Source organism: Comamonas sp. JNW, from assembly GCF_003105075.1.
Lineage (GTDB): Bacteria > Pseudomonadota > Gammaproteobacteria > Burkholderiales > Burkholderiaceae_C > Comamonas > Comamonas squillarum.
Genome location: NZ_QETI01000003.1, coordinates 73,332 through 93,224 on the forward strand (window position 1 = coordinate 73,332; position 19,893 = coordinate 93,224).

Annotated in this window: 19 protein-coding genes and 1 tRNA gene; 10 read left to right on the forward strand and 10 right to left on the reverse strand. The window is 63.3% G+C overall.

The window, feature by feature from the left end; translation table 11 throughout:
• Window positions 1-43: 43 nt before the first annotated feature.
• Both DCO45_RS05995 and ispF read left to right on the forward strand, forming a co-directional pair.
• Window positions 44-808: a 2-C-methyl-D-erythritol 4-phosphate cytidylyltransferase gene (locus DCO45_RS05995; RefSeq protein WP_116925241.1), complete on the forward strand. Its 765-nt coding sequence runs from the start codon at window positions 44-46 to the stop codon at window positions 806-808.
• 106 nt (window positions 809-914) lie between these two features.
• A complete protein-coding gene (ispF, locus tag DCO45_RS06000; protein WP_116925242.1) occupies window positions 915-1,400 on the forward strand; it encodes a 2-C-methyl-D-erythritol 2,4-cyclodiphosphate synthase in 486 nt (161 codons plus the stop codon).
• A 70-nt stretch (window positions 1,401-1,470) separates the two neighbouring features.
• Here ispF and DCO45_RS06005 read toward each other — a convergent pair whose 3' ends face one another.
• The 4 genes from DCO45_RS06005 to DCO45_RS06020 form a co-directional block, all read right to left on the reverse strand.
• Window positions 1,471-1,866 carry a GFA family protein gene (locus DCO45_RS06005; protein ID WP_116924989.1) on the reverse strand — a complete coding sequence of 132 codons (396 nt, stop codon included), beginning with the start codon at window positions 1,864-1,866 and terminating at the stop codon, window positions 1,471-1,473.
• Window positions 1,867-1,957: 91 nt separating this feature from the next.
• The gene (locus DCO45_RS06010; protein WP_116924990.1) at window positions 1,958-3,475 is read right to left on the reverse strand and encodes a sensor histidine kinase; all 1,518 of its coding nucleotides are present in this window, start codon (window positions 3,473-3,475) and stop codon (window positions 1,958-1,960) included.
• A 161-nt stretch (window positions 3,476-3,636) separates the two neighbouring features.
• Complete coding sequence (gene ompR / locus DCO45_RS06015) at window positions 3,637-4,368, reverse strand: two-component system response regulator OmpR (protein ID WP_021027409.1); 732 nt, start codon at window positions 4,366-4,368, stop codon at window positions 3,637-3,639.
• 312 nt (window positions 4,369-4,680) lie between these two features.
• Window positions 4,681-5,469 carry a 3-hydroxybutyrate dehydrogenase gene (locus DCO45_RS06020; protein WP_116924991.1) on the reverse strand — a complete coding sequence of 263 codons (789 nt, stop codon included), beginning with the start codon at window positions 5,467-5,469 and terminating at the stop codon, window positions 4,681-4,683.
• Between the two features lie 113 nt (window positions 5,470-5,582).
• On the opposite strand from DCO45_RS06020, the gene DCO45_RS06025 reads away from it, so the two are divergent.
• From DCO45_RS06025 to DCO45_RS06035, 3 genes are all read left to right on the forward strand, one after another.
• The gene (locus tag DCO45_RS06025; protein WP_243419261.1) at window positions 5,583-6,518 is read left to right on the forward strand and encodes an alpha/beta hydrolase; all 936 of its coding nucleotides are present in this window, start codon (window positions 5,583-5,585) and stop codon (window positions 6,516-6,518) included.
• Window positions 6,519-6,656: 138 nt separating this feature from the next.
• Window positions 6,657-8,795: a bifunctional (p)ppGpp synthetase/guanosine-3',5'-bis(diphosphate) 3'-pyrophosphohydrolase gene (locus tag DCO45_RS06030; RefSeq protein ID WP_243419281.1), complete on the forward strand. Its 2,139-nt coding sequence runs from the start codon at window positions 6,657-6,659 to the stop codon at window positions 8,793-8,795.
• An 83-nt stretch (window positions 8,796-8,878) separates the two neighbouring features.
• Window positions 8,879-8,955 (forward strand) — tRNA-Val (locus DCO45_RS06035).
• Between the two features lie 162 nt (window positions 8,956-9,117).
• On the opposite strand, the gene DCO45_RS06040 is transcribed toward DCO45_RS06035, so the two are convergent.
• Together DCO45_RS06040 and DCO45_RS06045 are read right to left on the reverse strand one after the other, a co-directional pair.
• On the reverse strand, window positions 9,118-10,314 hold the full coding sequence (locus tag DCO45_RS06040; protein ID WP_232539661.1) for a serine hydrolase: 1,197 nt from the start codon (window positions 10,312-10,314) through the stop codon (window positions 9,118-9,120).
• A gap of 524 nt (window positions 10,315-10,838) precedes the next feature.
• Window positions 10,839-11,135 carry a DNA-directed RNA polymerase subunit alpha C-terminal domain-containing protein gene (locus tag DCO45_RS06045; RefSeq protein WP_165841128.1) on the reverse strand — a complete coding sequence of 99 codons (297 nt, stop codon included), beginning with the start codon at window positions 11,133-11,135 and terminating at the stop codon, window positions 10,839-10,841.
• Between the two features lie 1,035 nt (window positions 11,136-12,170).
• On the opposite strand from DCO45_RS06045, the gene DCO45_RS06050 reads away from it, so the two are divergent.
• The 5 genes from DCO45_RS06050 to DCO45_RS06070 all read left to right on the forward strand — a co-directional run bounded on the left by DCO45_RS06050 (window position 12,171) and on the right by DCO45_RS06070 (window position 15,682).
• On the forward strand, window positions 12,171-12,380 hold the full coding sequence (locus tag DCO45_RS06050; protein ID WP_116924995.1) for a CsbD family protein: 210 nt from the start codon (window positions 12,171-12,173) through the stop codon (window positions 12,378-12,380).
• A 106-nt stretch (window positions 12,381-12,486) separates the two neighbouring features.
• Window positions 12,487-12,987 carry an MgtC/SapB family protein gene (locus DCO45_RS06055; protein WP_116924996.1) on the forward strand — a complete coding sequence of 167 codons (501 nt, stop codon included), beginning with the start codon at window positions 12,487-12,489 and terminating at the stop codon, window positions 12,985-12,987.
• Window positions 12,988-13,120: 133 nt separating this feature from the next.
• Window positions 13,121-13,726, forward strand: a complete 606-nt coding sequence (locus tag DCO45_RS06060; RefSeq protein WP_165841129.1) for a lipocalin family protein — start codon at window positions 13,121-13,123, stop codon at window positions 13,724-13,726.
• Between the two features lie 257 nt (window positions 13,727-13,983).
• Window positions 13,984-14,841 (forward strand): siderophore-interacting protein, encoded by an 858-nt coding sequence (locus tag DCO45_RS06065; RefSeq protein WP_182345299.1) that lies wholly within the window; start codon window positions 13,984-13,986, stop codon window positions 14,839-14,841.
• Between the two features lie 193 nt (window positions 14,842-15,034).
• Window positions 15,035-15,682, forward strand: coding sequence for a LysE family translocator (locus DCO45_RS06070; protein ID WP_116924998.1), 648 nt, complete (start codon window positions 15,035-15,037; stop codon window positions 15,680-15,682).
• 100 nt (window positions 15,683-15,782) lie between these two features.
• On the opposite strand, the gene DCO45_RS06075 is transcribed toward DCO45_RS06070, so the two are convergent.
• The 4 genes from DCO45_RS06075 to DCO45_RS06090 form a co-directional block, all read right to left on the reverse strand.
• The gene (locus DCO45_RS06075) at window positions 15,783-16,757 is read right to left on the reverse strand and encodes a hypothetical protein (protein WP_116924999.1); all 975 of its coding nucleotides are present in this window, start codon (window positions 16,755-16,757) and stop codon (window positions 15,783-15,785) included.
• Window positions 16,754-17,326 carry a sigma-70 family RNA polymerase sigma factor gene (locus tag DCO45_RS06080; RefSeq protein ID WP_232539570.1) on the reverse strand — a complete coding sequence of 191 codons (573 nt, stop codon included), beginning with the start codon at window positions 17,324-17,326 and terminating at the stop codon, window positions 16,754-16,756. The genes DCO45_RS06075 and DCO45_RS06080 overlap by 4 nt, the downstream gene beginning before the upstream one ends.
• Window positions 17,327-17,417: 91 nt before the next feature.
• Window positions 17,418-18,368: a hypothetical protein gene (locus DCO45_RS06085; RefSeq protein ID WP_116925000.1), complete on the reverse strand. Its 951-nt coding sequence runs from the start codon at window positions 18,366-18,368 to the stop codon at window positions 17,418-17,420.
• Between the two features lie 151 nt (window positions 18,369-18,519).
• Complete coding sequence (locus tag DCO45_RS06090) at window positions 18,520-19,731, reverse strand: ABC transporter substrate-binding protein (RefSeq protein ID WP_116925001.1); 1,212 nt, start codon at window positions 19,729-19,731, stop codon at window positions 18,520-18,522.
• Between the last annotated feature and the right edge of the window lie 162 nt (window positions 19,732-19,893).

Here is a 19,893-nt window from a genome sequence, read left to right on the forward strand (position 1 = left end):
CTTGCCGGCTGACCCGGGCGCCCAGACCCAGGCGCTGGGCGAGATGCGCCAGGAGGTGGTGGCCAAATTCTGGGCCTTTTTGCCATGTGCCGGCGTGGGCGCCCGTGCGGTGGATGCCGCGCGCCCCGCCCATCTGCCCAAGCAGTACCAACAGGTGGCGGGCTGGCCGCTGGTGCTGCATACCTTGGCCGCCTTCATGGCGGCCAAGCCGCTCTCGGGTGTGCTGGTCGGTGTCAGCGCGGGCGATGATTTTTTGCAGCGCTACCAGCGCCCGGGCTTTGCCATCAGCGCCTGCGGAGGCCCCACCCGGGCCGATACCGTGGCTGGCGGTCTGCGCAGCCTGCTGGGTGATTCGGGCCTGGGGGCCCAGCCCCATGACTGGGTGCTGGTGCATGATGCGGCGCGCTGCCTGATCAAGCCCGGCCAGATCGAGCAGCTGATGCAGGAATGTGCGGCCGATACGGTGGGGGGCCTGTTGGCACTGCCATTGCCCGATACACTCAAGGCCGCTGCCACCGATGCCCATGGCCAAAGCCGCGTCAGCAGCACCTTGCCCCGGGTGGACAAGTGGCTGGCGCAGACGCCGCAGATGTTCCGCATCGGTACGCTGCTCGAAGCGCTGGAGCGCTGCAACGATGTGACCGACGAAGCCAGTGCCATCGAGGCGCTGGGCTTGCAGCCCCGGCTGGTGCCGGGCAGCAGCTTTAACTTCAAGGTCACCTTCCCCGATGACTTTGCGCTGGCCGAGGCCTTGCTGCTGCAGCGCATGGCCAGCGGCGACAGCCAGGTGGCGGCACTTTTTGATTGAATCCCCGGCGACGCGCTGCACAGCCTCGGCTCCTTAGGCGGGCCTGTGGTGGCTCGCGTTGGGGTACGGATGTAAACGGACGAGATAAGGGATACACATGCTGCAAATGCGCATTGGTGAGGGTTGGGATATTCATGCGCTGGTGCCCGGCCGGGACCTGATTTTGGGCGGCATCCAGGTGCCGCACACCACCGGCCTGCTGGGCCATTCGGATGCCGATGTGCTGCTGCATGCGATCACCGATGCCTTGGTGGGCGCCGCTGGCATGGGCGATATCGGATCGCACTTTCCCGATACCGATGCCGCTTTCCGGGGTGCCGATTCGGCCGTGTTGCTGGCCGAGGCCATGCGCCGTGTGGCGGCCCAAGGCTGGCAGGTCAACAACGTGGATAGCACCGTCATTGCCCAGGCGCCCAAGCTGGCGCCGCATATTCCTGCGATGCGGGCCACTATTGCCAAGACCTTGGGCATTGATGAAACCCAGGTCAATGTGAAGGCCAAAACGGCCGAGAAGATGGGCCCGGTAGGCCAGGGTGCGGCGATGGAAGCCCGTGCGGTGGTGCTGCTGGTGCGGGCTGGCGAGCAGGCCTAAGTCAAGCGCTGGCAAGAAAGGATGACGGCCCGCGAGAGGCGGTCATCCTTTCTTGCCGTGAGGCACCAGCTCAGGTCTCTTCGTACTGCGCCAACACCTGCGCCCCAGTGAGCTTGGGGGTGTCATTGGCCAGGTCGTAATAGGCAGGCTTTTCGTCAATGAAGATCTGCGAGGCCAGCCGCATTCCGTCCTCGTCCTGGAACAGGCCAGCCGACAGAAAATGCTCGTTGGTGGCCAGCAGGCGGTAGAACAAATGCGTGCCGCAATGGCTGCAAAAGGCGCGCTCGGCCCAGGGGGAGGAGGCATAGCGGGTGACGGGGCCCGTCAACTCCACCTCGGTGCCGCCATGCAAGGTGAAGGCGGGGCCCTCGCCCCAGCGCCTGCACATGCTGCAATGGCATACATGGACATCTTGGACAGTCGGGGCAGTCACATGGACCGCACCGCAAAGGCACTGGGCTTGCATGTCAACTCCTAGGCGGGCAACGGGGTGCCTGCATTCTATGCACAGACGTGGCTTTGTGCCAGCGGCGCGTGCCGCTGGCAGGCGAGGGGGCTTATTGCAGATCGGCCAGGTTGGTAGGGGCTCCCGGCAGGTGCCGCTTGATCTGTGGGCGCAGCAGGCGGCGCTTGGGCTCCTTGCCGATGGCCTGGTCGGGCGCGCGGCGCAGGTAGATGCTGGTGACCAGGCCCGTGCTGCCATCCGAGGCATTGACCATGCTCAAGCGCCCGCCCATGCGCTGCACGGTTTTCTCGACGATCGACAGACCCAGGCCCGCACCAGCGGCTGCCGTGCGGGCTGTGTCACCCCGGTAAAACGGCTTGGTCAGGCTGCTCAGCTGGTCCTTGGAGACGCCCGGGCCATGGTCGCGCATGCGGATGGTGACGGTGCTTTCGCTGAACTTGACGGTGATGTCCACGCGGGTGTGCGAGGCGCCTGGCGTCTTGCCATAGCGGCGGGCGTTTTCCAGCACGTTGGACAGCACGCGCGAGAGCTCGATCTCATCGGCATTGACCATCAGCTCTTCGGGCACCTTCATGTGCACCTGCAGCTCCTGGTGGTCCTGCACGGCGTAGACGCAGGAGGACACGACGCCGTAAACATTGACCGGCGCGAGCTTGGCGGCATGGTCGGGGCGGGCGTAATCGAGGAACTTGTCGATGGTGGCATCGAGCTGCACGATGTCGGCCACCATGTGCTCGCGCGCGACCTGGTCGAACACGCTCATCTCGGTCTCCAGCCGCAGGCGGGCCAGCGGCGTGCGCAAGTCGTGCGAGATGCCGGCCAGCATGACCGCGCGGTCTTGCTCGAGCTTGGACAGGCGCTCGCTCATGCGGTTGAAGCCGATGTTCACTTCACGGATTTCGCTGGTGACGGCATCTTCGTCGAGTTGCGCGGCAAAGTCGCCTTCGCGCAGCCGGTTGGTGGCGCTGGACAGCTGCTTGAGTGGCCGGTTGATAAGGCCTGCGATCACCGCTGCACCAGCGAGCGACAGCGCTGCGGCCGTCAGCACCCACACCAGCCAGGTCTTGCCGCCAGCCGGGTTGAAGCGCGAGGGCTCGATCAGGAACCAGTTCTGGTCACCATCGATAGTGAAGCCCACCCACAGGCCTTCTTCGCCATTGACGCTGCTGGCCACGATGGTGCTGGGGCCCAGGCGTTTGGTCACTTCCTGCGTCAGGCGCGCGCCCAGCGGGGTGGAGTTGTCGATGGACTCGTACACATCCTTGGGCTCACGCGGCACAATGCGCACGCCTTCCTGGTCGGCCATGGTCTTGACGAGGGAGACGCGGGCGATGGCATCGGAGTGCATCAGCGCCGCACGGCTGAGGTTTACCAGCGAGGCGATCTGCTGGGCCGTCTGGATGGCGCGGGGTTCGGTCTCGAGCGAGCGCAGGGTCTGCACCCAGGCCAGGATGCTGCCGGTCAGCAAGATGGCGAGCAAAAAGAAAGTGCGCCAAAAAAGATTGAGGCCGACGCGGGTGCGCTTGTTGCTGTGCGCGGCCGCTGCGGCGCTGCCATCCAGAGGGGCCAGACCGGATTGGTCGGCGTCGTTAACAGGGGTGGGAGCCATGGCCGTGTGCGTGTAGAAAAGTCGGGTCAATAAAGGCCGGAAGTGCCTGTACATTCTCGCTGTAAAGCGGGCGGGACACCATGCTGTGCCCGGCAGTGGGGGTATAAAAAAACCGCCCCGCAGCCAAGCTGGGGCGGTTTTTGGGGCGCCAGGCTCAACAATCAGTTGGCGCCATCGGGTACGAACACATAGCCCACGCCCCAGACGGTCTGGATATAGCGAGGAGCTGCCGGGTCGACCTCGACGAGCTTGCGCAGGCGTGAAACCTGCACGTCCAGACTGCGGTCGAAGGGCTCGAACTCGCGGCCGCGCGCGAGCAGGGCCAGCTTTTCACGCGACAGCGGCTGGCGTGGGTGGCGCACCAGGGTCTTGAGCATCGCGAATTCGCCAGTGGTCAGGGGAAGCTCTTCGCCGTCCTTGGTCAGCACGCGGGTGCTCATGTCAAAGGTGAAGGGGCCGAAGTTGACCACCTCGTTCTCGCCCGATGGCGCGCCCGGCGCTTCTTGCGGTGGGCGGCGGCGCAGCACGGCGTGGATACGGGCCAGCAGTTCGCGCGGGTTAAAGGGCTTGCCGATGTAGTCATCGGCGCCGACTTCCAGACCCACGATGCGGTCCACGTCCTCACCCTTCGCGGTCAGCATGATGATGGGGGTGCGGTCGTTGCTGGCGCGCAGGCGGCGGCAGATGGACAGTCCGTCTTCACCGGGCATCATCAAATCGAGCACGATCAGATCCACGGTCTCACGCAGCAAGATGCGCTGCAGGCCCTTGCCATCCTCGGCAATCATGACTTCAAAGCCTTCATGCGACAGATAGCGGCGCAGCAGATCGCGAATTCGTGCGTCATCATCAACGACCAAGATTTTGTCGACGCGATTGGTTGCTGTAACCATGGGTGGAATCCTCCGGTTGATATGTAACTTTTACATTTTGACCGGTTTTTGCGAAAAATGCGCAACTGGCATCGCTTTTTTGACCCATGGTTACAAAGTTTGCGTTACATATGCAGTTTGGGAGGACGGTTCTTACGCCAAAAATCGACTTTTTCCTGCATTTTTTGCTGAGATTGCCTCTTTTATGGAAGGAGGAATGCTGTTTTTCAAAAATGTTTCATATCTATGCGTTTAATGCATTGGTGGCTTAGGGCCTGAAAAAAGGCGCTTTCGCGCCTTGTTGTGGCTGGGCTGGGCCGCCCAGACTGGAGATTATTGCGCTACCCAGCCGCCATCCATGTTCCAGGCCACGCCGCGCACATTGTTGGCGGCCGGTGAGCAGAAGAACACGGCCAGCTCGCCCAGCTCTTCGGGCGTGGTGAACTGCATCGAGGGCTCCTTCTCGCCCAGCAGCAGCTTTTTGGCCTCTTCATTGCTGACACCCATTTGGGCAGCTTTGGCATCGACCTGCTTTTGGACCAGGGGCGTGAGCACCCAGCCCGGGCAGATGGCGTTGCAGGTGATGCCGCTGGCGGCGTTCTCCAGCGCGGTCACCTTGGTGAGGCCCACAATGCCGTGCTTGGCGGCGACATAGGCGGATTTGCCGGCCGAGCCGACCAGGCCATGGACCGAGGCGATATTGATGATGCGGCCCCAGCCCGACTTTTGCATGGGCGGCAATGCCAGCCGGCTGGTGTGGAAGGCGCTGGTGAGGTTGATGGCGATGATGGCATCCCAGCGCTCGACCGGAAAGTCCTGTACGTTGGATACATGCTGGATGCCGGCGTTGTTGATCAGGATGTCCACCCGGCCAAAGGTCTGCGTCGCATAGGCAAACATGGCCTCGATGTCGGCAGCCTTGCTCATGTCGGCGCCGTGGTAGCCCACCCGAGCGCCGGAGCCGCTGCTGGTGATCACGTCCTGCACTTCCTTGATGGGCCCTTCTGCGTCGCCAAAGCCATTCAAGATGATGTTGGCGCCCTGGCGCGCCAGCGCCTTGGCAATCCCCAATCCGATACCGCTCGTCGATCCGGTGACGAGCGCTGTTTTTGCTTTCAACATCCAATATCTCCAGTTACTCGGTTAGTATTCATGCAAACGCATGCATCCATCCTAAGGCAAACCCCAGCCACGGTTCGCCCGGTAGCGCTGCGTTCTTCTATATAAGAGGGGCCATGTACCAAGATCCACGCTTGCAGTATGTCACCTGTGCGGTGGCGGGGAATACGGACACGGGTCGCCAGGGTGCCACGCACCGGATGGCCTATTGGGAGTGGAACGATACGGGCGATCTGCATCACCCGCATGTGATCGTCTGCGCCCATGGCCTGACCCGGCAAGGGCGTGATTTTGATGTGCTGGCGCGGCAGCTGTCGCTGCAGGCGCGGGTGATCTGCCCGGATGTGGTGGGCCGCGGCTACAGCGATTGGCTGGAAGACCCGGCCGGCTACCAGGTCCCCTTGTATGTGGCCGATATGCTGGCCTTGCTCCAGCAGGTGCACGGCGCAGCGCCCATTGGCAAGCTCGATTGGGTGGGCACCAGCATGGGTGGCCTCATCGGCATTGGCCTGGCCGGTGAGCCCAGCATCCGGCCCCTGATGCCCGCACCCATCCGCCGCCTGGTGCTCAATGATGTGGGGCCGACCATCGAGGCCTCTGCGCTGGCACGTATTGGCAGCTATGTGGGCCAGCACATGCTGTATGGCTCCGAGCAAGAGGCGGTTGCGTCCATGGGCCAGCTCTCCAAGGGTTTTGGCCCGCACAGCGATGAGGAATGGCTGGCGCTGTCGCGCCCGATGCTGCGGCCCGAAGCTGGCGGCAGTGTGCGCCTGCATTACGACCCCGCCATTGCGCAGCCCATGCAGGCGATGACCCCAGAGATGGCTGCCGCCGGCGAGCAACTGCTGTGGCGCCTCTACGACCAGATCGAGGCTGTGACCTTGGTGCTGCGGGGTGCAGATTCAGACTTGCTTTCTGCGAAAACGGCCCAATCTATGGCAGAACGCGGCCCCAAGGCGCGGGTGGTGGAGTTCCCCGGTGTCGGCCATGCGCCCACCTTGGTATCTTTTGATCAAACGGCTGCCGTGCTGGCTTTTTTATGCGGTGCGTAGCGCACGCCCCGGAGGGGGTGTGATGGTGGTGACAACATGAAAAGTCTTACGGCAGTCGCTCAGCCCGCGCCAGGCGCGGAATATCTTCCCCCGGAGCCCGTCTCCCCGCTGGTGGCTGCCACTGCCAATGCCTTGCCGATGCAAGACAACGTGCTGGCCCGGGCGCGCGCTTTTTCCGTACCGCTGATCGCCGAGGAGACCCTGGATACGGGCGAGAACGCACTGCAGCACGCTGATGCCGTCGCTGCCATCCTCAAGCACATTGGTGGCTCCGAAGCGATGCAGGCGGCTGCCTACCTGGTACACACCAGTGAGCAGCTGAACAAGCCGCGCGAAGTCATCGGCAAAGCCTTTGGCGAGAGCTATGCGGTGCTGGCGGTGGAGACCGTGGCGCTGATGAAGGTGCAGGCGCAGGCGCGCCAGGCCGATGCCGGCCACTTGGTCGATGACCCGGCTACGCAGACCGAGAACATCCGCAAGATGCTGCTGGCGTTCTCGCGCGACTTGCGCGTGGTGATGCTGCGCCTGACATCACGCCTGCAAACCTTGCGCTGGTATGCGGCCACCAAGGGGCCGGTGTCGCCCGCGGTGGCGCGCGAGAGCCTGCAGGTTTTTGCGCCGCTGGCCAACCGCTTGGGTATCTGGCAGATCAAGTGGGAGCTCGAGGACCTGGCTTTCCGCTTTCTGGAGCCCGATACCTATAAGAAGATCGCCAAGCTGCTCGATGAGACCCGGGTCGAGCGTGAGCTCTATATGGTGGGCCTGCGCGAGCGGCTCGAATCCGACCTGCGCGCGCACAGCATCAGCGCGACAGTCGCTGGCCGCCCCAAGCATATCTACAGCATCATCAAGAAGATGCGCGGCAAGTCGCTGGGCTTTGACCAGCTCTTCGATATCCGTGCGCTGCGCGTGGTGGTGCCCACGGTCAAGGACTGCTATGCAGCCTTGTCCTTCGTGCACGAGGCCTTCAGCCCGGTGGAGTCGGAGTTTGACGACTACATCGCCCGGCCCAAACCCAATGGCTACCAGTCGCTGCACACGGTGGTGCGGGACGAGCACGGCAAGGCCATCGAGATTCAGATCCGCACCCAGGCCATGCACGACCATGCCGAAAACGGTGTGGCCGCCCACTGGGCCTACAAGGAAGCGGGCACCAAGGGCTATGCCGGCGTATCTGCCTCCAGTGATTACGACGCCAAGATTGCGGTGCTGCGCCAGCTGCTGGCCTGGCGCAAGGACATGGTCGGCCAGACCCAGGACAGTGGCCTGTTTGACGACCATATCTATGTGCTGACGCCCAATGCCGCCGTCATTGAGCTGCCCCAGGGCGCTACACCGGTGGACTTTGCCTATTCGGTGCACACCGATCTGGGCCACCGCTGCCGGGGTGCCAAGGTCGATGGGCAGATGGTGCCGCTCAACACACCGCTGCAAAACGGGCAGACGGTGGAGGTCGTCTCCGTCAAGGAAGGGCGGCCATCGCGCGACTGGCTCAATGCCGAGCTGGGCTACCTGGTCAGCTCGCGCGCCAAGGCCAAGGTGCGCGCCTGGTTCAATGCCCAGGTCATGCACGAGACGGTGAGCCGGGGCCGCGAGCTGGTCGAGAAACTCCTGCAGCGCGAAGGCAAGACGGCGCTCAAGCACGATGACCTGGCCGACCAGCTGGGCTTCAAGACCGCAGAGGCACTGTTTGAGGTGGTGGGCAAGGACGAGTTGTCGCTGCGCACCATTGAGAACATCCTGCGCCCCCCGGAGCCTCTGCAGGCCGATGATGAAATGGTGCTGAGCCGCCCGCGCAAGGCCACCGAGGGCTCGGGCAAGGGCGGCGTGCTGGTGGTGGGCGTTGATTCGCTGATGACCCAACTGGCCAAATGCTGCAAGCCCGCACCGCCCGATCGCATCGGGGGCTTTGTGACGCGGGGCAAGGGCGTGAGCGTGCACCGCCACGACTGCAGCAACTTCCGCGAGATGTGCGCCCGCAATCCCGAGCGCAGCATTGATGTGGAGTGGGGCCTGCCCACCCATGGCCAGCGCTCGACCGAAGCGGTCTACCCCGTCGATGTGGCCGTGGAGGCCCACGACCGCCAGGGCCTGCTGCGTGACATCTCTGAGCTGTTCGCGCGTGACAAGACCAATGTGATCGGTGTGCAGACCCAGTCTGTCAAAGGCACTGCCTGGATGACGTTCACTGTAGAGGTGTCGGACTCGGGCAAGCTGGCCAAGGTGCTGGCCTCTGTGGCGACGGTATCGGGCGTGCGCTCGGTGCGCCGCAAATAGGGCCGAAAAGCACTATTTTCAAAAAAAGCCTCAACTTTCCATTTGGGCCGTTTTTTCTGGCTATAATTTGAGTCTTCAACGACAGGCGCGTAGCTCAGCTGGTTAGAGCACCACCTTGACATGGTGGGGGTCGTTGGTTCGAGTCCAATCGCGCCTACCAAATTTTCCCTCTGAAGAGAACCAGACTTCAGGATCACAGGGATTTGGTATGAAACCTCTCCAAGGTTTCTATTTTGAACAAACCGCCTTCTGGGCGGTTTTTTCATTCCTGGCCTCTTTTTGCAGAGGGTGGCAAGGTTTTCTCTACGAAATCTCAATATTCCTAACGCGGGTGTTTCTTCAAATGCCGCGCCAGCGCTTCAAACGCAGGCAATGACATCGGATCATTTGCCGCATTAGCAGCCACCGGGTGCGAGCCGTATCTCGCAATGACCATCTGCGCGGTCGGATCGATATAGAGCGCCTGCCCATGCACGCCGCGTGCGGCAATGGCGCCGTGGGCATTGTGCGTGACCCACCACATATTGCGGTAGCTCCAGCCCGGCAAGAGGGCGTAGCCGGCTTTGGCAAAGTCGGCAGGCTTGCCGCCTTGGCGGATGTCGGCGATCGCGGCTGCAGGGATGATTTGCTGGCCATTGAAAAAGCCGTTGTTGCGCACCATCTCGCCAAAGCGCGCCAGGTCGCGCAGGCCGGTGTTCAAGCCGCCGCCGGCAAACGGGGTACCGGTCGCGTCGACGGACATATAGGCATCCTGCTCGGCGCCGAGGCGGCTCCAGATGCGGCTGGACAAGAGCTGCGCGACGGACTGGCCGCTGGTGCGCGCAATGATCCAACCCAGCGCATCGGTATTGGCGGTGCGGTAGCCAAATGCCTCACCGTGCATGCCTTGCGGCTGGACCGTTTGCAAAAACTCATAGTAGCTGCGCGGGCCTGTGAAGTCCTTGGGCTTGGGCAGTGGATTGCCTGCGGCCGCATGGGCCCAGACCTCTGCCTGGGGGTCGGCATAGTCTTCGCTGAACCGGATGCCGGTGGTCATGTCCATCACCTGGCGCACCGTGGCGCTGCCAAAGGCAGACATGGCGAGTTCGGGCACATAGTCTGCGGCCTTGCGGTCGGGGTCCAGTGTTCCCTCTGCGACCAGCATCGCTGCCAAGGTGCCGACAAAGGACTTGGTGACCGACATCGCCGCATGCTGGCCATCGGGCTGGAGTGCGCCGGCATAGCGCTCGTAAACAATGCGGCCTTGGTGCAGCACGACGATGCCGTCGGTGTAGTTGGCGGCCAGTGAGTCCCGCCAGCGCATTGTTTCACCGGTATCGAGGCGCTTGAATTCCACGCCGTCAATATCATCGCGCAAGGCGCTGCGCAGCGTAGCGGCAGGCCGCAGTCCTCGCGAGATATTGACGGTCGGCATCAGCTCGCGAAAGTGCGAGACACTCCAGCGCATCGCCGGGAATTGGAAATACGAGCCGTCGTCAAACCGCAGAATGCGGTCTGCAGGCGGCGGCGACCCCACCATCCAGCCCAGTTTGACGGGGTCGCTGTCTGCAGCGTCGGGATAGGGTTGCGGAGGCGAAGCGGGAGCCGCAACGGCGTTGACCGCCCCCAAAAGCGATGCGGCGACAAGGCGTGATGCGCGATTCAACCATTGCGGTGCTGCCATGCTCTAGCTCCATGCAGATGTGTTTATCGCAGTATCTTACAGAGCACGATATGCTGATGGTTTCATCGCGCGCCATAAATACTTCCCCGACCGCATCCGAATACCGCAGCCATCAAGGGGGCGCATATTCAGCGTTTGGTGCGTTTTGCTGCAGCGAAATAGCCCCAGAGTGGGCGGCCTGTTGATCGCTGGGCGCATGTACATGCTGAGGCTGCGCTGGCGTCGGCGGTGCGGGGCTATGGGCCGCATGCGCTACAAGGCGCTGTCTCCTTGCGAGATGGCCGCTTCGTTGTTGAGCAGGTCAGCTTGGCCTGGGGCATGCAGCACACGCTGGCGCTGGCGCTGGCGATATGGGGATCGCATATCGGCCCGTCAGCGGCTCAGGCCGCCGTGGCCAGGCCCAAGGCAGCCAGCGGGGCGCCATGCATCTTCTTGGTGGGGCGTTGCCCATCTTTGAGTTCAGCCAGATAGCACTGACCTGGAAAGAAAACGGCCTCCACCTCGCGCAGGGACTGCAGGCCAAAGCCGGCCAGTTTGAGCAGCCGCTCGGGATAGGCGGCGATGACTTCTTCCACGGTCGTGATGTTGTGGCGGGCCAGGGCGTTGAATGCGCGGTTGGAGAGCTTTCCTGCAAGCGGAGTGGCGTGCGCGGCTTGCGCACCGTTCAGCGGAGACATCAGATAGAGACAGGGTTGTGTTGCGAGCCGCAATCCTAGCACCCGAGTCCTCATACAAGCTTACAACCCCGCGGGCTGCTGCGAGAAGCGGCGCATGCCGCGCTGTGCAAGAAAAAAGCCCTCCAAGAGGGCTTGCAAAAGTGGCAAGGGTGGGTGGAGGATCACCCGTCAACGGGCCAAGGTTTAGTGCACCAAAGGCATGGCGCTAAGAACCTGTTCAAAGTCTCTACGCAGCCGAGTTGGAGTGCAATCGGGATGAGTTCGAAGGGATGGAGCGCAGCTTGCACCGGGGTGCAAGCAAGGGCCAGCACGCAGAAATCGCCCGATTTCACTCCAACCCATAGGGACAGTGGCTTTGCGCTGCCCGGGAAGGGGCGCCCGGCTAGGGCCGCCCGGGCAGGGGCGGTCTGCGTCGTTGCAAATCCTCGCAATAGCATCATGGCTATTGCTGCGGTATTGCGCGGCTGGGCGCCCCCCTCGCATCCCATCTCGCAAAGACACTGTCGCGGCGCGAGGAGACTTTGAACAGGTTCTAAGAGGGGATGGTCGGACTTGCCGAGCTGGCCAAGGTCACGATCGTCTTGGGCTTTTGGCCCCGGTAACTGAGTTCATTGCCTTTGTACTCTGGCCTTTCTATCCAGGTGATACGGGAGTGGGGAACACCGTCGGGGTAAGAAATTCGGTCCTTTTCATAACGGGCTTGAATCTCTTCTTGGCTCAGTGCCTGAGCCGGAAGGGGTTTGGATGCATAAGTCATGGCTTTCAACTCCTTGAATATCGCTGGAATGCCGGTTCTATGCGAGGCCGCTCCTCGTCGCCACCCCCAGTATGCGCTTTACAAGATGTACTGGGTATGGAATGGCTATAGACAAAGCCATGCTCTGTTGTATAGGGGGCGCAAATCCGCCGTGTTCGCCACGCTGTGGGAGAGTCCCTACGGTAATGCTGCTTGCACGACTGCAATGCGGGGGCCGTGAGGGTGTGACACTGAAACCACACAAGCCGATTAACCCGCAAACCCGCAAGGAGTGACAGATGAACGAAGACACGATCAAAGGCAACTGGAAGCAATTCAAGGGCAAGGTCCAAGAGCAGTGGGGCAAGCTGACCAATGACGATCTGGACGTGGTCGACGGCAAGCGCGAGCAGCTGGTGGGCCGCATCCAAGAGCGTGAAGGTATTGCGAAAGATGCTGCCGAGCAGCAGGTCAAGGATTGGGAAACCAAGAACAATTACCGCTGGTAATTCAAGCAGCCTCCCTGGCTTTTGCGAGGGAGGTCTTTTTACTTTCTGCATGCAGGCGGCCATGGAACGTGGCCGCCTTGCTGCGTGATGCACCAAGGCCCGAGCCATGAATGCTTCTGACTCCGCGTTCCAAACCATCATTCACACCATCGCTGGCGAGCTGTCTGATCTGACCGATCTGGCGCAGGCCACGCGCATCATTTTCAAGCTGCTGCTTGCGGCCCTGCTGGGCGGCATGCTGGGCTATGAAAGAGAGGCCAGCGGCAAGGCTGCCGGCCTGCGCACGCACATGCTGGTGGCCATGGGTGCTGCCACCTTTTTGGCCGTGGCGCAACTGATGGGCATGACGCCGATGGACTCCAGCCGTGTAATCCAGGGGCTGATTGCTGGCGTGGGCTTTTTGGGCGCGGGCGCCATCTTGAAACCCGCCAAGGAAAACACCGAGGATGTGAAGGGCCTGACCACCGCCGCTGGCATCTGGTTCACCGCAGCGATTGGCATGGCGGTGGGCGCAGGTGAAGAGGCCGCTGCCATTTTGTGCACCTTGTTTGCGCTCTTTGTGCTGATGGTGCTGCCCAAGAATGTGGTGCCCAAAAAAGGCAATTGACGCGCCGCTGCAGGGCGCGCGGTGCAGACCCTGACGATGTGTCGGAATGCACCTAGGCCGCTGCCGTGGCAAGGCCTACGCAGGCCGCTTGCCATCGGCGGTACAAAAGGGTTTTGTTGGAAGGAACCCTCTTATGCGCCGCACACCTGAGGCATCGGCCTCCTCCAGAACCTCCTCCTTGCCGCTGGCCATAGCCTTGACGGCAGCAGTGTCTGCGCTGTGGTACACCGGCCAGCGGGTGAGGGTGCCCAAGAATGTTCGCCCTGTGCAGGACTTCGATGTCCGGCAGTACATGGGCCACTGGTATGAGCTGGCACGGATTGACTATGTGTTTGAGCGCGGACTGACCTCCTGCACCGCAGACTACTTGTTGCAAGACAATGGCACGGTGCAGGTCACCAATCGCGGTTTTGACCCGGAGCGTGGCCAATGGAAGTCGGCAACTGCGGTGGCCAAGCTGCTGTCCGGCCCGGAACTGGGCTCGCTGAAGGTGTCGTTCTTTCGCCCTTTATATGCCGGCTACCATGTGGTCTATGTCGACCATGATGCAGGACACGCCGTGGTGGTCGGTGATGCGGCCAAGTACGCCTGGATTCTGTCGCGCACGCCGAGCATCGATGAAGCTACCTACACACGCCTGGTGGCCATCGCCGCCAGCAATGGGGTCGATGCCCATCGGCTGATCCGGGTGCCGCATGGCGCGGCGCTGGAGATGGTCGAGAGCAGCAAGGCGGCGTAAGATCAGTGCATAGCTGGCTGCAAAGGCTGCGTGAAAGGTATGGGTATTAAATGATATTCATTCTCAACTGATTTATGATCCCGCCATCGAGAGCGTCAGCCACAGCGCGGCTCTTTGCTTCCGTTTCATCGTGGGGCGACCCGGGACCTCAGCGTCTCCAAGGTCGTTTTTGCTAGCCACCGGCAGGCCCTTGCGGTCTGTCAGCCAGCCAAGCTCTTTTCTCCACGCACTCGATGGCCCATGCGGTCTGTGTATCGATGTCCCATTCCTCCGCTTCTCCCAACCCATCTTCCAGCCCAGTGGCCGCGCAGGCGCCTCGCGACCAGGAGCACCAGCGCGGACTGCACCAGATCGATGCCACCATCGTCTCGCTGCAGCGCCCGTCGCCCCACACCTTGCGCGTGGGCATGCATCTGGGCGATGTCGGCAACGACCCGGTCTGGGATGAGGCGAATGTGGCTTTCCGTGTGTACCCGGATCTTCAGGCACCTGCGGTCTCGCGCGTCTATACCGTGCGAAGCTTTGCGCCGCACAGCCGCTGCGCCGAGTTTGATGTGGTGATGCATGGCGGCGACAGCCCCATGATGCGCTGGGCCGCGCAGGCTGCCATTGGCCAGCAGGTACGGCTGACAGGCCCCCGCGTCAACATCGTGCTGCCCGACGCCAAGGGCCGGCCTGTGGCGCTGTTTTGTGATGATTCGGGCCTGCCCGCGCTCTACTCGATCTTGCAACGCTGGCCCGCAGGGCTGGGCGGCGTAGGCTGGATTGCCAGCGACGATCTGCATGGGATTGCGGAGCTGCCACGGGTGGCTGGCCTGCAGCTGCAGCGCTTGCCAGGGCATGGGCGCGACCCGTTGCTGCAGCAGGCGCGCCAGTTGGCGGGCGCAGCTGGCCATGTGATCTGGGGCGCGGGTGAGCGCGATGAGATGCGCGCGATGCGCAAATACTTCCAGTCGGAGCTGGGCATGGACAAGGCCGATGTGTCGATTGCTGGCTACTGGAAGCGTGGCGCGAGCAATACCGAAATCGATGCCGAACGCCAAAGCGCGTACCAAAAATTCACCGCCGCTGGCGGCAAGCTGGCGGACTGGGATGACCTGGGGATTGCGATTTAACGCCAGGGCGATGTAAGCACGCGCCAGCCGCATTCACCCACCGGGCGAGCGGCCCGGTTTTTTATCGGCGGATGGGCGCTGGCGCTGCTTGGCAAGTGACTGCCCAATACATTGAATTGCGCGGTGCTTCGCGGCACAATCGCGCTTTTTGCCCTGCACTGCAGGCGCGCGTTCTTCCCGCTCTCTGCTGCCCATGTCTGAACTCAATCTTTCGCTGGTGTTTCTGTTTGCGCTGTCGGTCATTACCTTGCTGATCACCCCGGGCCCCGTGACCTTGCTGGTGGCCCGAGCGGGCCTCGTGGGCGGCATGCGCCATGCGTTTGCCACCATTTGTGGCACCAACCTGGCATCGCTGGTGCTGATTTTTCTGTCGGCGCTGCTGATCAAGGGCTTGCTGGTTATCGATGAATCTGCGTTCAAGCTGGTGCGCGTGGCCGGCTGCCTCTACATTGTCTGGATTGCCTGGGGCATGATCCGCGACGCCTGGGTGATGGATGCCCAGCCCGGCAGGGCCATGACTGCGGAACCGGCCACCGGCAGCCAGCAAGGCGGCTTCAGCCAGGGCTTTATCCTTGGTGTCTCCAACCCCAAGGACATCATTTTCTTTGCCTCGTTCTTGCCTCAGTTCATGGGCGTGTTGCCTGCGCCCGACCACAGCCTGGCGGTGCTGACCGTTGTCTGGGTGGTGCTGGATTTCAGCATGCTGGGCCTCATTGCGCTCCTGGTGCGCAGCTTGATTTCGCCCGCCCGCGAAAAGCGCATCTTGCTGGTGGCCTCCTGCCTGCTGCTGGCCATTGGCGTTGCCGGGTTGGGCTATGGGCTCTATGACCTGCTGGCTTAGGTCTGCCTAAATCCTGCACCACTTCTTCGCTGATACCAAGCCAACAGGCCTGCTACATGCAGGCCTGTTTTTTTATGTCTGCACACTGCTTGGCGGGGACTCAGCGGCTGTCCACTGGCTGTGCAGGCTCTGCCTCATGGGCGGGCGCGGGGCGGCATACCGGCAGCGGTGCAGGTGCTGGCAAGCCAGCGGCCAAGGTCTTGTCATAGGCAGGGATGCGGCGGCGCTGCTCGGCCAGGGCCTGGGGGTCCAGATCGGCGCTGCATGGGGGCAGGGTGGGCGCAGCGGCCAGCGCGGAGGCAGATTCTGATGCAGCCGGTGCTGCGGCTATCGGTGGCGCTGGCCGCTCGGCCGCGCGTTTTTCTTCGGCGGCCTGCTTTCTGGCAGCGGGTGAGACAGCAGGGTATGCGGGTGCAACGGCGGCTGTAGCGGGTGCCGCAGGTGCTGGCATCGGCGGCGCTACTGGCGTAGGCGCGGCTGCCGGCGGCATGCGGGGCTCTGCCTGCGGGGCGGGTGCGATGGCTGGCGCGGGTGCGGTATTGGCGCTGCTCGCGCCTGCGCCAGCAGAAGCGGGGGCAGGCGGGGGCGCTGCATCGGCGGCAGAGCTTGCTGCTTGGCCCATGGGCGCCACTTCGCTGCGCATCTTGGCGCTGTCGGGGCTCGCCGCCCTGTCGGCGGCGGTGGGTGCGGCGGGTGCGCTAGGTGGTGGAGGCGGTGCCGATGCAGCGCTGGGCGCGCTGTCCATCTGCGGCGCCTCCAGCTGCGGCGCGCCGGGCTCATTCAGGTGCTGCAGCGCCAGCCAGCTGACCAGGCCAATGGCAGCCAGGCTGCCCAGGGCCTGCAGCCACCAGCGGCGGTCATTGGCGGCCTCGCCCCGGAAGTGCTGGCCTGGCTGACCGGGGCTGTCCAGATCGGTAGGCGTAGCGGCTGGCCCGGGGCCCTGTGCGGCTTTGGCGCGCGCATGGGCCAGGATCTGCGCCGTGCTGGCGTCACTCGGGCCGGCGTCCTGCGCGCTGGCCTCGCGGTACAGGTCGACCAGGGCATCGGGCCGCTTGGGGTCTTGCGGTGTGTTCATGCGGTCACCTCGATGGCCTGGCGCAGTTTGGCGCGGGCATAGCGCAAGCGGCTTTTGGCGGTTTCCTGGGTCACCTGCGTAGCCGCGGCAATGTCGGCCACCGACATATCGGCCTCAGCCTGCAGCAAAAAGGCCTCGCGCTGTTCGGGCGGCAACTGGGCCAGGGCAGCGAGCAAAGCACGCGCCAGGTCCTTGCGGCCTTGCAGGCGCTCGGGGTCAAAGCCGGAGTTGGCAAACAAGGTCTCGGCCAGGCGCATGCCTTCGCTGTCCTCTTCATCGAGGCTGCGGTGGGCTTTGTGGCGGCGCCAGTGGTCCACCAGTTTGTGGTGGGCCAGGGTAAACGCCCAGGTCGTGAACTGCGCCTGGGGTTGGTAGCGCTGGGCGCCATCGACCACGGCAAACCAGGTCTCCTGCGCCAGGTCATCGGCGAGCGCAGCATTGCCGGTATTGCGGAAAAAATAGCGCCACAGGCGCTGGCTGTGGCGTTGGTAGAGCTGCTCAAACGCCGCGACTTGGCCGCCGGCGTAGGCCAGCATCAGCGCTTGGTCGTCTTGCAGTGCATCTACCATGCGGCAGATTATGCAAAAGCCTGCGCCCGCTGGTGGCCCATGTGGAGAAAATCGCACGCCGCAGCACGGCGATGCCTGCGGCTGCTGGCCCTCAATAGGCAGGCGGATCAGGTACATAGCCAGAGGGCGATGCCGGAAAGGGGCGGGGCGCCGGCTGCACGGCGGGCTGCGGCGCGCGGATGACGCCCTGGGCCACCAGGTTGGCATAGCTGTCGTAGCGTATGCGGATGATCTGCGCCGGGCTGCTGCTGGCGCTGTGGAACTCGGTGGTTCGTGTGGCGGAGCGCTCCAGCGCGCCATGGCCGGTGCCCAGGCGCGGTGCCACCGGCGTGGGCGCGGCGGCCGGCGCGCTGGCCTGGCGCGATTCTGCGGCGGCCGAGGCACTGAGGGCCGCAGATGCCGCAGGAGCGGCTGTGGGCGGCTGCACCGAGGCGCTGGGCATCGCAGGCGCTGCACTATCGGCGATGCTGGCTTCGGCAGCCGGTGCCGTGCTTTTTTGCGCGGCACTGTTGCGTGCGATCGGGGGCTGGGGCAGGGGGGCGCGCTCGCGGAACACCGCGACGCCGATCACGCCGATATCTCGCGGCCGGCCGGTGCGTGCGGCATAAGCGTCTTCGCTGTGCGAGAAATAGAAGGCCGCCACCTGCTGGTCGCTCTTGCGCCAGCCTGCAATGGCCCATTGCTGGCCGCTGCCCAGCACATAGCCATCGTCGGGCACGGCTGCGGCGGCCTGGCCGCTGATGGCGTTGATGCCATCAATGCTGAGCACGGCCAGGATGCGGCCCCGGCTGCGGTTGTTGATATCGACCGCATAGCTGCTGCCCGGCTGGCCCGCCACCCAGTATTCGCCCTGGTGGTAGTACAGCGGCAGGCGCTGGCCGCTGCTGCGGTCAATGATCTGCACATCAGCCAGCTGGCTGGCCTGTGCGGGCAGACTGCCCAGCAGGATGCTGGCAAGCAGGGCCCATGCGGCCAGTGCGTGGAGGCTACGGGGCTTGCGTGCGCGGCACGAAGCAGGGGCGGGGGGGAGGATGGTGTGCATGGCAGGGCGCTGCAGAAGTGGTGGTCTGCCCTGAATCGCGCTGCCCGCCCGCAAGGGGTTAAAAGGCCCCGCCCGCAATCGTATTTATTTGTAAGTCGCCTTGGCAGGTGCTTTCGCAGGCGCTCCCACGGCGCCTGCGCTGCAACCGCGCTTACTTCTGCGTGACCAGCGAGCAGGTGCTCTTGGACAGCGGCTGGAAGGCCTGTTCGCCCGGGATGGTGTCGAGGACCTTGTAGTAGTCCCAGGGGCCCTTGGATTCCTTGGGGGTCTTCATCTGCACCAGGAACATGTCATGCACCATGCGGCCATCCTCGCGCACATAGCCGTTTTGCGAGAACATGTCGTTGATCTTCATGGTCTTGAGCTGCTTGGTCACGGCCAGGCCGTCGTCGGTGCCCGCCGCCTCGATGGCCTTGAGGTACTGGGTGACGGCCGAGTAGACACTGGCCTGGTTCATCGAGGGCATCTTCTTCATGCGGGCCTGGTATTTTTTGGCCCATTCGCGCGAGGCATCGTTGCGGTCCCAGTAGAAAGCGGTCGCAAAGGTCAGGCCCTGGCCCAGCTCCAGCCCCATCGCATGGGCATCGTTGATGTAGATCAGCTGGGGCACAAAGGTGAGGTTCTTGGTCATGCCAAACTCACGCGCCGTCTTGATGGAGTTGACGGTGTCCTGCGTGGCATTGGCCAGCGCGATCACCTGCGCCTTGCTGGCCTGGGCCTGCATCATGAAGGACGAGAAATCGCTGGCATTGAAGGGGTGGTAGACGGTGCCCAGCACCTTGCCGCCTCCTTCCTTGACGAAGTCGGTGACCGTGGCTGCCGTTACCTTGCCGTAGGCGTAATCGACGGCCACGATGTACCAGTCCTTCTTGCCCTGGGCCAGGATACTTTGCACCGCCGACTTGCCCAGCGAGTACGAATCGACCGTGTAGTGGATCGAGGTGGGGCCGCAGAATTCATTGGTCAGCCCGGTGGACAGTGCGCCCGTGCTGATGGCGACCTTGCCGCGCTCCTTGGCCATCGTGAACACCGCGCCGGCGATGGCCGAGTTGTTGATGTCGACGATCATGTCCACACCTTCGGCATCCCACCACTGGCGTGCCTTGGTGCCGCCGATATCGGCCTTGTTCTGGTGGTCGGCAAAGACCACTTCCACCGGCTTGCCCAGTACCTTGGCGCCAAAGTCTTCGACCGCCATCTTGGCCGCCTCGACCGAGCCTTTGCCGCCCGAGTCTGCGTACTGGCCCGACATGTCGCTGAGCACGCCGATCCTGACTTTGTCATCGGAGATGCCGGCGGCCTGGACGGCCAAGGTGGCGCATGCCAGCAAGCTGGCAGCAGCGGTCGATGTGCGAAGGGTCATGCTTGTCTCCTGTCTGTTTTTTGTCGTCGTTGGCAGTGCCCGGCTTTGCTGCAGCGCGGCCCAAGCCTGTGCAGGCATTATCAAAAGCGATGTCGCGGGCGATCACGGTGCTTCCCCTAAGGCGCTGGGCAAACCAGTCCCATCTGCGACAAAATGCAAGAA

Excerpts from the sequence above, each read along its gene's own strand:
- ompR (WP_021027409.1), bottom strand. The coding sequence starts at position 4,368 with ATGGTTACAGCAACCAATCGCGTCGACAAAATCTTGGTCGTTGATGAT.
- DCO45_RS06080 (WP_232539570.1), bottom strand. The coding sequence starts at position 17,326 with ATGGTAGATGCACTGCAAGACGACCAAGCGCTGATGCTGGCCTACGCC.
- DCO45_RS06070 (WP_116924998.1), top strand. The coding sequence starts at position 15,035 with ATGTCTGAACTCAATCTTTCGCTGGTGTTTCTGTTTGCGCTGTCGGTC.
- DCO45_RS06005 (WP_116924989.1), bottom strand. The coding sequence starts at position 1,866 with ATGCAAGCCCAGTGCCTTTGCGGTGCGGTCCATGTGACTGCCCCGACT.
- DCO45_RS06030 (WP_243419281.1), top strand. The coding sequence starts at position 6,657 with ATGCAAGACAACGTGCTGGCCCGGGCGCGCGCTTTTTCCGTACCGCTG.
- DCO45_RS06090 (WP_116925001.1), bottom strand. The coding sequence starts at position 19,731 with ATGACCCTTCGCACATCGACCGCTGCTGCCAGCTTGCTGGCATGCGCC.
- DCO45_RS05995 (WP_116925241.1), top strand. The coding sequence starts at position 44 with ATGCGCCAGGAGGTGGTGGCCAAATTCTGGGCCTTTTTGCCATGTGCC.
- DCO45_RS06045 (WP_165841128.1), bottom strand. The coding sequence starts at position 11,135 with ATGTCTCCGCTGAACGGTGCGCAAGCCGCGCACGCCACTCCGCTTGCA.
- DCO45_RS06075 (WP_116924999.1), bottom strand. The coding sequence starts at position 16,757 with ATGAACACACCGCAAGACCCCAAGCGGCCCGATGCCCTGGTCGACCTG.
- DCO45_RS06060 (WP_165841129.1), top strand. The coding sequence starts at position 13,121 with ATGCGCCGCACACCTGAGGCATCGGCCTCCTCCAGAACCTCCTCCTTG.
- DCO45_RS06025 (WP_243419261.1), top strand. The coding sequence starts at position 5,583 with ATGTACCAAGATCCACGCTTGCAGTATGTCACCTGTGCGGTGGCGGGG.
- ispF (WP_116925242.1), top strand. The coding sequence starts at position 915 with ATGCGCATTGGTGAGGGTTGGGATATTCATGCGCTGGTGCCCGGCCGG.
- DCO45_RS06010 (WP_116924990.1), bottom strand. The coding sequence starts at position 3,475 with ATGGCTCCCACCCCTGTTAACGACGCCGACCAATCCGGTCTGGCCCCT.
- DCO45_RS06085 (WP_116925000.1), bottom strand. The coding sequence starts at position 18,368 with ATGCACACCATCCTCCCCCCCGCCCCTGCTTCGTGCCGCGCACGCAAG.
- DCO45_RS06065 (WP_182345299.1), top strand. The coding sequence starts at position 13,984 with ATGTCCCATTCCTCCGCTTCTCCCAACCCATCTTCCAGCCCAGTGGCC.
- DCO45_RS06020 (WP_116924991.1), bottom strand. The coding sequence starts at position 5,469 with ATGTTGAAAGCAAAAACAGCGCTCGTCACCGGATCGACGAGCGGTATC.
- DCO45_RS06055 (WP_116924996.1), top strand. The coding sequence starts at position 12,487 with ATGAATGCTTCTGACTCCGCGTTCCAAACCATCATTCACACCATCGCT.
- DCO45_RS06040 (WP_232539661.1), bottom strand. The coding sequence starts at position 10,314 with ATGGTGGGGTCGCCGCCGCCTGCAGACCGCATTCTGCGGTTTGACGAC.
- DCO45_RS06050 (WP_116924995.1), top strand. The coding sequence starts at position 12,171 with ATGAACGAAGACACGATCAAAGGCAACTGGAAGCAATTCAAGGGCAAG.